Here is a 14334-nt window from a genome sequence, read left to right as displayed (position 1 = left end):
TCTCACTATAAAAATAATGTATCTACTAAAGTAGGGTTCACCTTATGACTCAGATATTAACGACGCAAGATTATCGCAATATGCCTTGGAAAAATGGCCAGGGGTCGACACTTGAATTGGCGCGCAGCCATGGTGAAGGTTTAGATGATTTTGATTGGCGAGTGTCAATAGCAGATGTTAAAACGGCGGGCTCGTTTTCCTTTTTCCAAAATCGGCAACGTATTATTGGTGTATTGGAAGGGGAAGGACTTATTTTGCATGTAGATAAGAAACCGGCGGTGGCATTACAGCAAAAAGAATTTTTTGCTTTTAATGGGGAAAGCGAGGTTTATGCGGAACTCGTTCAGGGTGCAATTCGTGATTTTAATGTCATCTATAACCCTGAAAAATATCAGGCTCGCTTACAATGGGTGAATACTGCGTTCATTAATTCTTGGGTGAGTGGGGCTAGTGAGATCTTAATTTTTAATATTACACCTCGTTTGAGTATGAAAATTAATTCAGATTCCTTTTATTTAAAGCCATTTGACACTCTATTAATTAAAGAAAATCGAGAAGCTCTGCAATTTATTGTTGAAAAGAATACAGAAAATGATTTTTGTGTTATTGAGTTATTTATTAAGTAGTTAGAGTGATTTTTTGGCCATTGCCCTAATGGCCATTTGCATGCAATCTGTATGTGTACCTATTATTGGAATAATATTCTGTCTATTTTGCAATTTTAATAAAAACGTTATCAAATTCATATATTGGATAATTATGGCTTTATTCCTATTGTTATTTTTCGCAGAATTTATAGTCTTTAGCGTCATTAAAAAATAATACCTATATATACTAAAGGAAAAATGTTCTATGAAGATGAAAGCGCTTGTGGCAGTTGCTGTTTCTGCTGTCATTTTAACGGGTTGTAAAAATTTAGACCAAGGGATGTTGACTAACTCAGGCATGCAATTATTCCAAGCTGCGACACTGACTGACTCTGATGTTAAACAATTAAGTGACCAATCTTGTAAAGAAATGGATGCGCAAAACAAAATTGCTCCAGCGTCTAGCAAGTATGCGAAACGCTTAGACAAAATTGCAAAAGCACTGGGTAACGAAGTTGATGGTACTCCAGTAAACTATAAAGTTTATCTGACTAGCGATGTCAACGCATGGGCAATGGCAAATGGTTGTGTGCGTGTATATAGCGGCCTGATGGATGTGATGAACGATAACGAAGTTGAAGGCGTTCTGGGTCATGAAATGGGCCACGTTGCATTAGGTCATACACGTAAAGCAATGCAAGTTGCTTATGCGGCAGTTGCTGCGCGTACTGCCGCAGCATCAGCGGGTGGCGTTGTAGAACAACTGAGTGCATCACAAGTTGCAGCTCTGGGTGAAAAACTGATTAACTCACAGTTTTCTCAACACCAAGAAAGCGAAGCAGATAACTTCTCTTATGACTTACTAAAAAAACGTGGTGTTAAAACTGACGGTTTAGTCACTGGTTTTGAAAAATTAGCGAAAATGGGTAGCGGCGAGACAAGCATGTTTGACTCTCACCCACCATCAAGCGAACGTGCACAAAACATCCGTGACCGTATTGCCGCTGACAAAAAATAATATTTAATTATTGACGTTAGTTGAGTGTTATTTTGGTGTAGTAATATGATGATATATTGCTACACCAATCACGTATTTCCTGCTATTTATCTCAATATTACTTTTCTTATATTGCAAATCAGAACTTATCCCGTTGTGCTCCTGTAACCGACTCTCTATCTTGTTAATTAAACGATATTCAGGTCTTTTCGTAATTTTGCAAATTTTCGTTTGATAAAACGTTAGCAAGGAAAAAAGATGGAAAAAGTGCAGAGAATTTCTCTTTTAGCTAAGGGAATGGGCATGCTGTTATCGGGAACCTGCCGTTTATTAACGGGTGTTCGCACTCGTTGGGTAGGGTGCCAACCTTCAATGACCACACGTATTTATTATGCCAATCATTCAAGCCATCTTGATGGTTTGGTTATTTGGTCTGGGTTACCGCCGTTAATGCGTCATTTTGTTCACCCGGTTGCTGCTAAAGATTATTGGGTCAAAACACCGTTTCGACGTTATTTAGTTAATAAGGTTTTTCGGGCGGTATTGGTCGATAGAAAAGGTGATAAGCCAGCTCAAAATAATACATTAGCTCCTTTAGAGTCAGTATTAGAGGCAAAGCATTCATTAATATTTTTTCCTGAAGGCACGCGTGGTGATGGGGAAACTTTAAGCCAATTTAAAAGTGGGCTTTACCATCTCGCGAAAAAATACCCTGATGTTGAAGTTGTTCCCGTTTATTTGGAAAATTTAAATCGTGTGTTACCGAAGGGGTCAAAGCTTGTTGTGCCGGTGATTTGTTCAGCTATCGTTGGTAAGCCTCTGGAGCCTCTTATGGAAAATGAAAATAAAATCGCCTTTTTGCAGCGAGCAAAAGTAGCGCTTGAGGAGCTAATGCCATGAATATTGGGGACAGGGAATTAGTATTATTGTTGTCAGGTGTTTTTGGGATACTGGTATTTGCTAGTGTTATTGGTGGTATTCTTGCATACCGTTATTCAGGTGAAAAAAGCAACCCAACTATTGATAATTTGAATGCGCGTATTCGTGCATGGTGGGTCATGTGCATTATTTGTGTACTGGCTGTTGTGCTTGGCAATATAGGTGTGGTGATCTTATTTGCGCTGATATCGTTCTTTGCACTCAGAGAGTTTATTACCTTAACGCCAACACGGCGCAGTGACCATGAAGCATTATTTTGGTGCTTTTTTGTTTTTATTCCATTGCAATATGTCTTAGTTGGTATTGAATGGTATGGGTTATTTTCAATTTTTGTGCCTGTTTTTGTCTTCCTTTTCTTGCCAACTCGCATTGCTTTAGCGGGAGATACCTTTCATTTTCTTGAGCGAACAGCAAAAATTCAGTGGGGAATGTTGGTGGCTGTTTTCTGTTTGAGTCATGTACCCGCGTTGTTGATGCTGAATATTCAAGGTTATGAAGGCGAAAACGTAAAATTATTACTTTTCTTGATTATTGTGACGCAAATTTCAGACGTGTTGCAGTATGTTTTTGGTAAGTTAATGGGTAAACGGCCTATTGTGCCTAAGCTGAGCCCAAACAAGACCATTGAAGGCTTTATTGGCGGCGTATTATCTTCAGTACTTATTGGTGTTTGCCTTTACTGGGTAACTCCATTTAGCTGGTGGGTTGCGGGGCTGATGTCATTAGCGATTACTATTATGGGGTTTGTGGGAGGGTTATGTATGTCAGCCATTAAGCGTGATAGTGGCATTAAAGATTTTGGGGCGATTATTGAAGGACATGGGGGCATGCTGGATCGCATTGACTCATTGTGTTTTGCTGCGCCTATTTTTTTCCATTTAACGCGTTATTACTATACATAGGCCAATTTTATTTTCGTTTTTGTTCGTTAATTAAAAGAGCACCAAATGGTGCTTTTCTTTTGTTTTATAGGTACAGCATCGAAGGAATTTAAGTGTTATCATCAATACTTAATTTTTATTTCAAACTAAGATTCAACTAGGGTAATTCGCTTTAGTTGGTACTCTAGCGCTTTTTTTGCATTGAAAGATTTACCTATTGGGGTGTTCGGCTAGAATTATGTAAACTGGATCACAATAAAACATAAAAGCTTGATGGAAAGCAGATGCATAATTCACTCTTTGCCGTATTATGCTGCTAGGTGAATCAATTCAGCACTGGTAAGCCAGCGTAATTAGCGTTAAAAAGATTAGCAGCGTAACGGTTTTATCGATTTGCAATTTTATGTTCATTAATCAGAGGTCATCATGGTCAAGCAGATTAAAAGAATTGGGGTTTTAACGAGTGGTGGTGACGCGCCAGGCATGAATGCAGCGATCCGCGGTGTGGTTCGCGCGGCATTGGGTGAAGGTTTAGAAGTCATGGGTATTTTTGACGGGTACCTTGGCCTATATGAAAACCGCATGAAGCAATTAGACCGGTATAGCGTGTCAGATATGATTAACCGTGGTGGTACCTTCTTAGGCTCAGCTCGTTTTCCACAATTCCGTGATGAAAAAGTGCGTGCAGTCGCATTCGATAATCTGAAGAAAAATCATATTGACGCATTAGTTGTTATTGGTGGTGATGGTTCTTATTTGGGGGCTAAAGCACTGACGGAAGCTGGGTTCCCATGTATTGGATTACCGGGAACGATTGATAATGACGTTGCTGGCACAGACTATACCATCGGTTATTTCACTGCACTTGAAACGGTTGTTGAGGCTATTGACCGCCTTCGCGATACCTCGACGTCCCATAAACGTATTTCTATTGTTGAAGTAATGGGTCGCTACTGTGGTGATTTAACGCTATCTGCTGCGATTGCTGGGGGCTGTGAGTTCTTAGTGTTACCTGAGCAGGAAATGGCTTTTGACCGCGAAGAATTATTATCAGAAATCAAACGTGGTATTGAAAAAGGCAAACGTCATGCGATTGTCGCTATTACCGAACACGTTTGTGATGTGGGTGAATTAGCGAAATATATTGAGCAGGAAACACACCACGAAACCCGTGCAACGGTTCTAGGCCATATCCAACGCGGTGGTTCTCCGGTTGCTTATGACCGCATTTTAGCATCACGCATGGGAGCTTATTCCATTCAACTTCTGTTGGAAGGCTACGGCGGGCGCTGTGTGGGTATTCAAAATGAAAAATTAGTCCATCATGACATTATTGATGCGGTTATGAATATGAAGCGCGTCTTTAAGAAGGATTGGTTTGATACAGCGAAGAAGCTGTACTAATCCCTCTATAATTGCAAATCTTTCCTGCATAGTGATTTCCCGCTATGCAGGTTTGATCCTGTATTCCAGATAATACTCTGTTCATATATTCCTCATTCTTATAAGTTTTTCTTTTTAATTATTTCCCGTAATTGATGCTATCTGTCAGCCTCTCCTTATCGCAAATTTAATGAGGGAAGGCAAATGACACGTTCATGGCAGGTAAAAAAATCACAATTCACGACAGCATTGCTATTGCTGTTAGCGACAGGGACATGGGCGAAAAACATTCAATTGTTGAATGTGTCTTATGATCCAACTCGTGAGTTTTATCAGCAATATAATCAGGAATTTAGTGATTATTGGCAAAAGAAAACGGGGGATACCGTCACTGTTCGTCAATCTCATGGTGGCTCAGGTAAGCAAGCCATATCAGTGGTGAATGGGTTAGAAGCCGATGTTGTGACGTTAGCTTTAGCCTACGATGTTGATGCTATTGCACAAAGTGGCCGTATAGATAAAAACTGGATAGAAAAACTTCCCGATAACTCAGCTCCTTATACATCGACTATCGTCTTTCTAGTTCGTAAAGATAACCCGAAAAACATCAACGATTGGGACGATTTAGTCCGTAAAGATGTCTCTGTGGTGACACCCAACCCGAAAACTTCTGGTGGAGCTCGTTGGAATTACCTCGCAGCGTGGGGGTATGCATTAGATAAAAACCAGCAAGACTCTGAAAAAGCGAAGCAGTTTGTTAAACAGCTGTATCAAAATGTGGAAGTCCTCGATTCAGGGGCTCGTGGCGCAACCAATAGTTTTGTTGAACGTGGTATCGGCGATGTATTAATTGCTTGGGAAAATGAAGCGTTATTAGCCATCAATGAGTTAGGGGAAAGCGGGCAGTTTGAAATTGTGACGCCAAGTATTTCGATTCTCGCTGAGCCAACCGTCGCTGTTGTCGATAAAACCGTCGATAAACGTGACCGCAGGGCGGTTGCAGAAGCTTACCTAGAGCATCTCTATTCTGCGCAAGGGCAGGAAATTGCAGCTAAAAACTATTATCGACCACGAAATAGTGAAGTGGCCAAAAAATATCAACAACAGTTTCCTGAACTAAAACTGCTGACGGTTGATGGCAGCTTTGGGGGCTGGCAAGCCGCGCAAGCAACCCATTTTGCGAATGGAGGGGTGTTCGACGAAATCATTCAACGCTAATACTCGTCATATTTCAATTTGTAGGGGTGTTGGCTGCATGCTCTCACCCTAGTCATATACTGGTGTATGCTCCTAAATACTCGTCATATTTCAATTTGTAGGGGTGTTGGCTGCACGCACTCGCCCTAGTCACATACTGGTGTATGCTCCTAGGGCCTCGTTTGTTTGCCGCCTACCTACAATTTGAACTATTTAGAGTATTATCTTAGGTGTAATAAATATTTTGAGTAATGATAGTTAAGGGCGGGGATAATAAAAACAGGATTAAAATGGGGTATTATTCCTAGCCTGTGAGGGGCAGACTAGGAATGAGGTTAATTTATTGCCACTGGTATTTGACACCTAACTGGCCAAGATAAAATGTTTGACGGTTATTGCCACCAGAGGTGATACCTGCATTTTTGGGATTTTCCCAAGTACTAGGTTCAACCGCGAAGCCGCCCCATAGCGTTAGTTTTGGTGTTAAGTTATAAAAAACCTGTGTTCCGACACGGTAGCCGTCTTTAACTTTCTGAGTTGTACGTTTGTTGCTATCGTAGTTATGTTCATTTAAATAATAGCGAAAATAAGGCATTACGCTCCAATCCTGGTTTAACGTGATAGGAAAATAACCGCGAATTTGGTTTTGTTCCCATGTCTTATTAAAGTCTTTATCCCATGTCCAATCGGTGTATAGATAGACTTTGGCGGTTGCGGAATCATTGACCTTGTAAACAAGCCCGTGCTCGGATTCCCACTCATAACTGTTGGGGGCGTGGAAATTGTCGTAGTGATAAACCGCATCCCAAAAGTTAAACGCCCACTTATCATTGAAATTGTATGTCCCGCTAGGCATTAACCAAAACATCGTATTCGATGGGCGCGCTTGTGTACCTGGTGCGGAGTCATTGGATTCTTTGCGATAGGTGACATTTAAATTGAACTGGCCAATCTCGCTGGCATACATTTTCCGAGTAGCGCCAATTTGTGTACGATTACGAATAAAAGAGTCTTTGGATGTTGAAAAATTATGGTTGTAGCTTCTTAATGATTCCTTATGTTCCAGAAAAAAGCTCCATTTTGATTCAGGATTCACTAAAAATAGCTGCCCAACCATCGTGGTTTTGTCGTAGACCTTACGACCGCTGGTATTATGATGCCCTTCAAATTTTTCGAGTTCCATATAGACGTTGGAAGAAACGCGCCAGTAATCATTATTGACTTGATCGGCTGCGAAAACGGATGTTGCCAATCCTGTGAGCGTAACAAAAAGTAAACCATTCAGTGAAGTTTTCATTTTAACCCTTTAATTTTTATATGTATTTTATTTTTTATGCCTTTATTTAAGGCGTTAGTGTCTGGCCTTTATACCGTGGAGGTATAAAGGCGGAATGATTGCTAAGTAATTAATAGGTTGTGTAATTAATTGACTGTGGAGTAAGTTTCGCCATGACCATAAGGGAACAGGACTTTGTTACCTTGTGGGTTTTTGATATTAACGGGTAGCACCCCTTGAGGTGGGTTTAGCGGCAGGCCATGAGTGTTAGCAAATAATGTCCGTAACCCGCTACGAATATTGGTTTCTAATGAATTGCGGTTATTATTGGTGATATCAAATCCAGTGATACCGTAGATAGCAATATTTGCGCTGACATTATTTAGGTATGCAATGTCATAGGGGTTACGTGAAGAGATAACAACAATCGGGGTTTTAAGTTGGTTTGCAGCATCAATGATAAGCTGAGCATTCGTTGGTGTATCCTTTAAGTTATAGGTCGTCAGTAATACCAAATCTTGGTTTTGCACCAGTTTTTTTGCTTCATCTTGAGTTAGTGTGTTTTCATTTAATTTAACGACACTTTCACCTGTAATAATCGCAACTCCCGTTTCTTGTGCGATATCATTTAACTGTTTTTGAATTAAAGAATTACGTGGTTTTTCATCAGAAATAGTGAAAATTCGATTGAGTGGTTTTAATTGATAAGGCAGTACATTCTCATTCTTAATTAATGTGATAGCCTGCTCAGAAACCATATTTTCAATATCTTTATGGCCTTTTGATGCGACGACTTGTTCCGCTTTCACTATGTCTACAGGTTGTGCCGTAATTTCTTGCTGAAGCTTTTTCAGCACCACACGTTTTGCGGATTCATCAATACGTTTCTTCAGTTCTGGATTTTTTTCTGCTTGTGTTTCTAAATAGCGGTACATGTTATCTAAACGAGAAACCGCTTGGGAGTCCCACATTTTGATTGGCATAAGAATAATATCTGAGCCAGCAAGTAGCGAGGTTTCTACCGCCCAATTAATATCGAAATTGTCTGCAATAGCCCCCATATCCATGGCATCTGTCACTATCAAGCCGTCATAGTTGAGCTCATCACGTAAAATATCATGCAAAATAGGTTTGGAAAGCGTCGCTGGGGTGCCAACTTGTTTACCGGCAAGTGTGGTGATCTTATGGTCATCCAGTGCTGGTACAATAATATGTGCGGTCATGACGGCATCAGCACCATGAGATAACGCGTATTTGAATGGGACGAGTTCAGTATCTCGCCATGTTTTTGCGTCAGAATTAACAACGGGTAAATCAACATGAGAGTCAGCAGAAACATTTCCGTGACCAGGGAAATGTTTAAGTGACGTCAATAAATTATATTTATGAATACCTTGAATATAGCTGGTGGCCAGAGTTCCAACTAAATTTTTATCATCTGAGTATGAACGTACCCCAATCACTGGGTTATTTTGATTGTTATTAACATCAACAACTGGACCAAAATTGATATTAAAACCAAGACTGGATAGCTCATATCCGTGGATCATCCCTGTTAGCTCTGCAAGGGCTGGGTTACGTGTTGCGCCTAGAGCCATATTACCAGGCATTTCGGTGCCTACGCGTAAGCGGGTGACATAGCCGCCTTCTTGGTCGGTGCCAATAAATAATGGAAGGTTACTGCGGGAAGATTGAAGTTTATTAATTAACTCCACAGTTTGTGGTGTATCAATCAGATTTTCTCTAAATAGGATCACTGATCCGAGATGGTATTGATTGATAACCTTAGAAACCTCATCATTCATAGCCAAAAATGGTGCGGGTTCCCCATTACTGTCTTTATTCCAATATCTAAAATCCAGCATGAATAGCTGACCAATTTTCTCAGCCTCGGACATATTATCCACTATTTCTTGAGCAGACTTTTGTTTGTCTTGCCATAATTCATTCAATTGGGCTTGTGTTATTGGGTTAGCCATTGAAAACGCACTGAAAATACAAGCACTAAGTAAAGTGAATTTCTTCATTTTCATTTTCTCTAGGTTATTTTTCGAAAAATAATAAGTGGCTGGATATATTTATGATGTGAGAGTGCTCACAGTTGATAGTATTCTCTCTTTTAGAGTAAGAGGAATAGAGTACAAATAAATACTGAGATGGTTTTTATTTATCTAATTGATATTAAATAGTAAATTTTTGAGAATAATTGATTTTAACCTAGAATAATTTCAGTTTGATATTATTTTGTTATGTGACGTAAGTATAAATTATAATTAAATGATATTTAAATCGACAATGTAACGTTAAAAGTGAATATTTAAACTGATTATTTGCTTTTCGAAATGTTTTATTCTTATATTTAAATGATTTTGTGATTTAAAATATATAAGCCACATGATATTCCATATGGCTTGTTTTTTTATGAGAAATAAGTTGATTGAAAATTAAAGGTTACCATTGGTATTTTACGCCAATTTTACCGAGGTATAGCGTTTGTTTATTATCATACCCTGACGTGATCCCATTCTTTTTTGGTGATCTCCATGTTGAAGGCTCGTAGGCGAGTTCACTCCATAAAGTCAGGGATGGCGTAGCTTTGTATTCCACGCGGGAGCCAATGCGGAAGCCATTTTTAATTTCCTGTGTTAAATAATTATTTTTGTCATAGGTATTTTCTTGTAAGAAATAACGTACATATGGTGTAATTTTCCAGTTAGGCTTAATGGTAATGGGTAAGTAAGCGCGAACTTGTGATTGTAAAAAGCGGGTACTGAAATTTTTATCCCATTGGTTATCAATATAAACAGTGAGTTTTGCTTTTAGTGCATCTGAGTATTTATAGGTCACGCCATATTCGGTTTCTGCTTCATGGCTACTGTCATTGAAATAATTACTGTAATAAAAATAAGAAAGCCAAAAATTAAAAGACCAATCATCGTTGAAGCGGTATTCACCGGCTGGGGTTAAGCCATATAAGCGATTCGATGAGCGCGCTTTGGTGTTGGGTTCGACATCGTTTGACTCTTTTCTGTAACGAAAACCAAGTTCTAAGTCTGATTTTGAGGTGTTGAGAATTTTTTTGATAGCATCAATTTGTGTGCGGTTTCGAATATAAGAATCCCGTGAAGTTGTAAAATTACGGCCATGATTTCTTAAGGATTCACGATGATCTAGGATGAAGCGCCAGTCAGATTTAGGGTTGTATAGCTTTAATTGCCCAACTGTACTGATTTTATCGTAGACTTTATTTTTAAATGAATCACGTTGACCTTGGTATTCTTCTATTTCCAAATAAATATTAGTATTAACTCGCCAAGAGTCATTATTTAATTCAGAGAAACAAATTGTAGGGAATATAATTATGATGCTATAGATTAAACCAACTATATATTTCATATTTATCCTTCAGGGTAAAATTTATTAATGTTAATTATCTAGTTGAGCGATTAGCGAGATAAATGTGTATTAACTTTTATAGGTTGTCTACCGTTATTATTTAATTGATGATGAATGATATATATAATGCCAAATATTAACTGGATGTATCCTTATGTTATTGTTGTTGTTTTTTTATTTTTAGGAAATGAGGTTTTATTTTTATCAATAATATTTGATGAGATTTTAAATCGCTTGTTTGTTAATTTGTTTTAAATTTAATTAATATCCCATTATTTTTTTTGATAATTAAATTTTCATTATTTATATGGTTGATAGTTATGAGGGGGGAACTTTAGATATAGATTGTTTATTAATATAGTTATTAGTTTAAAAAATTAAGACAAAAAAACCGCCAATATTTGGCGGTTAATCTCAAGGTATTAAAATAACCTTATTTGTTTTTTTTCGCTTCAGCGGCTGCTTTAACAATAACAGCAAAAGCGTCAGCTTTCAGAGAAGCCCCACCCACTAAGGCACCATCGATATCTGGTTGGGTGAATAGCTCAGCCGCGTTGCTCGCATTAACAGAACCGCCGTACTGGATGATAACTTGCTCGGCAATAGCAGCGTCTTTCTTCGCAATATGAGTACGAATAAATTTATGGATTGCTTGTGCTTGCGCTGGTGTTGCAGACTTACCAGTACCGATTGCCCAGATTGGCTCATAGGCGATAACGGCACCTTGGAAAGCTTCTACGCCTAAAGAGTTCAATACGGCATCAATTTGACGAGCGCATACTTCTTCGGTTTTGCCTGCTTCATTTTCAGCTTCAGTTTCACCAATACACAATACTGGGATCAGGCCTTGCTCTTTTAATACAGCAAATTTCTTAGCGACAAATTCATCACTTTCGTTGTGATAAGTACGACGCTCTGAATGGCCGATAATGATGTATTTGGCGCCAACATCTTTTAACATTTCAGCAGAGGTTTCACCTGTAAATGCACCTGATAAGTTAACGTCAACGTTTTGTGCACCTAACGCAATACGGCTACCTGCTAACGCGTGTTTAGCTTGGGTTAAGTAAATTGCAGGTGGTGCAATAGCCACATCACAGCCATCAACGCTGCTTAGTTCATTACGCAAGCCAGCGACGAGGTCATTGACCATCTGTGTGCTGCCGTTCAGTTTCCAGTTACCCATTACCAATGGATGTCGCATGTTATTTCCTCCAACCAGAGAGTTTTAATGATTAATCAATAAGTTATTCATCACACGCTTATGTTACACGCGCAACGTGACAATGTTGTCGCCATTCACCTTCCGCATTATAAGAACAATAGATAATAATAGCTTTGCTTTTCATCATGCTTGTTCTTAGAGCGTGATCACAGTCAGTTTAGGGTGTTTGTTGTTCTAGCTTAATCGGTTCAACAGCAAAAGTAAGCACATTATTGTCACTTTTTACTAAAATATATCTTAAAGCGCCTAATCGCGCTTCTTCAGCATGAGTCGCATTATTATTGGCAATAAATTTATTTAAAGCTTCTGTAAGTGCAGGGGCGTTGTCCAGTGAAACTTCTGGGGCAAATATATGGATCATTGCAATAGTATAGTTTTCCATTAACTGCCGATTTTTTTGGGTTTCTTGTGGGTCATCTGATGGCAGTAATGTAATTTGTAAACTTTTAATTTTTTCACTACCACGCTCTAACACTGCCGAGGAGTATATCTGTTGGTTAATACGAGAAGCCGCGCGAATATAGGGAGCGGAGATATCTTGGCTAGCAATAACTTTATATTCATGGAGATATAAGTCTTTATTAGCCTGATTGAATTGATTGCGTAATTTTGGAATGGTGAGTTCAAAAGAAGGGGCATCTGGAGCTAAATAGGCGACTTTGAAATCGGTATCAGGCAAAGTGGGTACCTTTTGAGCGAAAGCCAGTTGTGGCGCACTAAGTACAAAAATGGTTATGATGGCGTATACAGAACGAAATAAAATTTGGGTCATTTTTGAACCACTCATTTTTAGTTTTCCACATTGTATCAGGATAATAGGTAATGACATTACAACAATGGGCTTTTTCCTTCAAAGGCCGTATCGGTCGCCGGCCATTTTGGGTAGGTATTGCGGTCATTTTTATTTTAATGACGGCAGTTGCCCTGTTACAAAATGTACTGCTATTCTCTGAAACGCTTGCTATATCGTTATTTATTTTACTACTTTACCCTTTGGCCGCTATCTTTGTGAAGCGTTTACATGATCGTGGTAAATCGGGAGGATGGTTTGCGCTAATTTTATTGGCATTTGCTCTCTTTTCAATCGATGTCAGTCAATTTGAACCTGTGTGGCAATGGGGAATAGGGCGTTTCTTACCCTTATTTATTACGATGATTATGGTGATAGATTGCGGTGCTTTTCTGGGAATGGAGGGGGTTAACCGCTATGGTGAAGAAACAGAAACGGTAGATTATCTATAATGCCAATACCACATAGCATGAATGCTACCCTGAAATATTTCAGGGTAGTGTTTTGCATTACCAATATTGCTCACTAGAGATATGGCCGGGTTTGCGGCGCAAGTGTTTAACCATTTGATGACTATTTTTTAATGTATCACGAGTGTCCCTCACCATTTCGGGGTTTCCGCATAACATGACATGGCAGGTCTCGGGTGAAAGTGTCAGGCCAACCGCATCTTCGAGAGCGTGGCTTTCAATTAACGCAGGAACACGGCCATGCAATGAGGTTGTGCAGTGCTCACGGCTGACAACGGTAACTATTTTTAACTTCCCTTGATATTGTTGTTCCAACTTTTTCATTAAGGGTAAATAACTTAAATCTTTCTCATAACGGACGGCGTGGAGTAAAACAATTTTTTCGAAACGATCCAAGTCTTTGCCTTCTTGTAGGATAGACAAAAAAGGCCCAATAGCAGTTCCTGTTGAAAGCATCCACAGGTTTTTACATGGTGGGATTTCATTTAAAACAAAGAACCCCGTCGCTTCATCCGTAATTTGTAACGTATCATTAGGTTTTAGTTTAGCGAGTTTTGGGCTAAGTTTGCCCCCTGGTACAATGACAAAATAGAATTCGAGTCGGTCATCGCTTGGCGCATTGACATAAGAGTAAGCTCGTTGGACACGTTCTCCCTCGATTTCTAGTCCAAGTTTTGCGTATTGCCCTGCTGTAAAGGGTTTAATCGGGGCCTTGATAACAAGGCTGAATAATGAGTCGGTCCAAAATTTGGCTTCAGTCACTGTTCCTGTTACCCAATTAGCCATACATTCCACCTCTTTATAATTCAAATATCCACCGGCTAAAAATGACAAATATATAATTCGAATAACTCAAAGCACGGCTCACTAGGATTTAATACTAAAACAGTTCACTATTTATGCTTATCGATAACGTGTTCCAGTGGTTTGTTCTTTAAATGAATGTTTTTTGAATCTTAATGTACAGTTATGTTGACAATTCTGGCGAATATTACTGCCATTAGTGAAAAACATAAAATGTCGCACTACTACGAAAAGATGGCGGCTTTTGTTATCTTAGTCACACTCAAGCGAAACGCACTATTTGCCATTTATTTTAAATGACACAAAAGCTTATTTAAAATGACATCAAAGTGTGGAGCGGTATTTTATATTGATAATTAAGCACCTAAATAATTTTGCGTTATTACATT

Annotated in this window: 13 protein-coding genes; 7 read left to right on the top strand and 6 right to left on the bottom strand. The window is 39.0% G+C overall.

Features of this window, described 5'->3' with window-relative positions:
• The first annotated feature begins 44 nt into the window (after positions 1-44).
• The 6 genes from CYG50_RS18555 (at position 45) to CYG50_RS18530 (ending at position 6005) form a co-directional block, all read left to right on the top strand.
• Positions 45-626 carry a HutD/Ves family protein gene (locus CYG50_RS18555; protein WP_102140620.1) on the top strand — a complete coding sequence of 194 codons (582 nt, stop codon included), beginning with the start codon at positions 45-47 and terminating at the stop codon, positions 624-626.
• A gap of 226 nt (positions 627-852) precedes the next feature.
• Positions 853-1605 (top strand): metalloprotease LoiP, encoded by a 753-nt coding sequence (gene loiP, locus CYG50_RS18550; protein ID WP_004907010.1) that lies wholly within the window; start codon positions 853-855, stop codon positions 1603-1605.
• Positions 1606-1842: 237 nt separating this feature from the next.
• Positions 1843-2484: a lysophospholipid acyltransferase family protein gene (locus CYG50_RS18545; RefSeq protein ID WP_102140622.1), complete on the top strand. Its 642-nt coding sequence runs from the start codon at positions 1843-1845 to the stop codon at positions 2482-2484.
• On the top strand, positions 2481-3425 hold the full coding sequence (locus CYG50_RS18540) for a phosphatidate cytidylyltransferase (RefSeq protein WP_102140623.1): 945 nt from the start codon (positions 2481-2483) through the stop codon (positions 3423-3425). The genes CYG50_RS18545 and CYG50_RS18540 overlap by 4 nt, the downstream gene beginning before the upstream one ends.
• 405 nt (positions 3426-3830) lie before the next feature.
• Entirely contained in the window at positions 3831-4808 is a 978-nt protein-coding gene (pfkA, locus tag CYG50_RS18535) for a 6-phosphofructokinase (protein WP_004265237.1), read from the top strand.
• Positions 4809-4991: 183 nt separating this feature from the next.
• Positions 4992-6005 (top strand): sulfate ABC transporter substrate-binding protein, encoded by a 1014-nt coding sequence (locus CYG50_RS18530; protein ID WP_102140624.1) that lies wholly within the window; start codon positions 4992-4994, stop codon positions 6003-6005.
• A 319-nt stretch (positions 6006-6324) separates the two neighbouring features.
• On the opposite strand, the gene CYG50_RS18525 is transcribed toward CYG50_RS18530, so the two are convergent.
• The 5 genes from CYG50_RS18525 to CYG50_RS18505 form a co-directional block, all read right to left on the bottom strand.
• Positions 6325-7281 (bottom strand): OmpG family monomeric porin, encoded by a 957-nt coding sequence (locus CYG50_RS18525; protein WP_004907017.1) that lies wholly within the window; start codon positions 7279-7281, stop codon positions 6325-6327.
• A gap of 125 nt (positions 7282-7406) precedes the next feature.
• Positions 7407-9287 carry a glycoside hydrolase family 3 protein gene (locus CYG50_RS18520; RefSeq protein ID WP_102140631.1) on the bottom strand — a complete coding sequence of 627 codons (1881 nt, stop codon included), beginning with the start codon at positions 9285-9287 and terminating at the stop codon, positions 7407-7409.
• Between the two features lie 424 nt (positions 9288-9711).
• On the bottom strand, positions 9712-10656 hold the full coding sequence (locus tag CYG50_RS18515; protein WP_102140625.1) for an OmpG family monomeric porin: 945 nt from the start codon (positions 10654-10656) through the stop codon (positions 9712-9714).
• A 433-nt stretch (positions 10657-11089) separates the two neighbouring features.
• On the bottom strand, positions 11090-11860 hold the full coding sequence (gene tpiA, locus CYG50_RS18510) for a triose-phosphate isomerase (RefSeq protein WP_102140626.1): 771 nt from the start codon (positions 11858-11860) through the stop codon (positions 11090-11092).
• A 178-nt stretch (positions 11861-12038) separates the two neighbouring features.
• Positions 12039-12668, bottom strand: a complete 630-nt coding sequence (locus CYG50_RS18505; RefSeq protein ID WP_202981446.1) for a DUF1454 family protein — start codon at positions 12666-12668, stop codon at positions 12039-12041.
• Between the two features lie 35 nt (positions 12669-12703).
• Here CYG50_RS18505 and CYG50_RS18500 point away from each other — a divergent pair, with 35 nt between their 5' ends.
• Positions 12704-13123 (top strand): DUF805 domain-containing protein, encoded by a 420-nt coding sequence (locus CYG50_RS18500; protein ID WP_004907027.1) that lies wholly within the window; start codon positions 12704-12706, stop codon positions 13121-13123.
• A gap of 57 nt (positions 13124-13180) precedes the next feature.
• Here CYG50_RS18500 and fpr read toward each other — a convergent pair whose 3' ends face one another.
• The gene (gene fpr, locus CYG50_RS18495; protein WP_102140627.1) at positions 13181-13927 is read right to left on the bottom strand and encodes a ferredoxin--NADP(+) reductase; all 747 of its coding nucleotides are present in this window, start codon (positions 13925-13927) and stop codon (positions 13181-13183) included.
• Between the last annotated feature and the right edge of the window lie 407 nt (positions 13928-14334).

Source organism: Providencia huaxiensis, assembly GCF_002843235.3.
GTDB classification, from domain to species: Bacteria; Pseudomonadota; Gammaproteobacteria; order Enterobacterales; family Enterobacteriaceae; genus Providencia; species Providencia huaxiensis.
This window is presented reverse-complemented; position numbering and strand designations above follow the sequence as displayed.

What these genes read in the sequence shown, in the direction of transcription:
- CYG50_RS18555 (WP_102140620.1), top strand. Translation starts at nt 45, where the DNA reads ATGACTCAGATATTAACGACGCAAGATTATCGCAATATGCCTTGGAAA.
- loiP (WP_004907010.1), top strand. Translation starts at nt 853, where the DNA reads ATGAAGATGAAAGCGCTTGTGGCAGTTGCTGTTTCTGCTGTCATTTTA.
- CYG50_RS18545 (WP_102140622.1), top strand. Translation starts at nt 1,843, where the DNA reads ATGGAAAAAGTGCAGAGAATTTCTCTTTTAGCTAAGGGAATGGGCATG.
- CYG50_RS18540 (WP_102140623.1), top strand. Translation starts at nt 2,481, where the DNA reads ATGAATATTGGGGACAGGGAATTAGTATTATTGTTGTCAGGTGTTTTT.
- pfkA (WP_004265237.1), top strand. Translation starts at nt 3,831, where the DNA reads ATGGTCAAGCAGATTAAAAGAATTGGGGTTTTAACGAGTGGTGGTGAC.
- CYG50_RS18530 (WP_102140624.1), top strand. Translation starts at nt 4,992, where the DNA reads ATGACACGTTCATGGCAGGTAAAAAAATCACAATTCACGACAGCATTG.
- CYG50_RS18525 (WP_004907017.1), bottom strand. Translation starts at nt 7,281, where the DNA reads ATGAAAACTTCACTGAATGGTTTACTTTTTGTTACGCTCACAGGATTG.
- CYG50_RS18520 (WP_102140631.1), bottom strand. Translation starts at nt 9,287, where the DNA reads ATGAAGAAATTCACTTTACTTAGTGCTTGTATTTTCAGTGCGTTTTCA.
- CYG50_RS18515 (WP_102140625.1), bottom strand. Translation starts at nt 10,656, where the DNA reads ATGAAATATATAGTTGGTTTAATCTATAGCATCATAATTATATTCCCT.
- tpiA (WP_102140626.1), bottom strand. Translation starts at nt 11,860, where the DNA reads ATGCGACATCCATTGGTAATGGGTAACTGGAAACTGAACGGCAGCACA.
- CYG50_RS18505 (WP_202981446.1), bottom strand. Translation starts at nt 12,668, where the DNA reads ATGAGTGGTTCAAAAATGACCCAAATTTTATTTCGTTCTGTATACGCC.
- CYG50_RS18500 (WP_004907027.1), top strand. Translation starts at nt 12,704, where the DNA reads ATGACATTACAACAATGGGCTTTTTCCTTCAAAGGCCGTATCGGTCGC.
- fpr (WP_102140627.1), bottom strand. Translation starts at nt 13,927, where the DNA reads ATGGCTAATTGGGTAACAGGAACAGTGACTGAAGCCAAATTTTGGACC.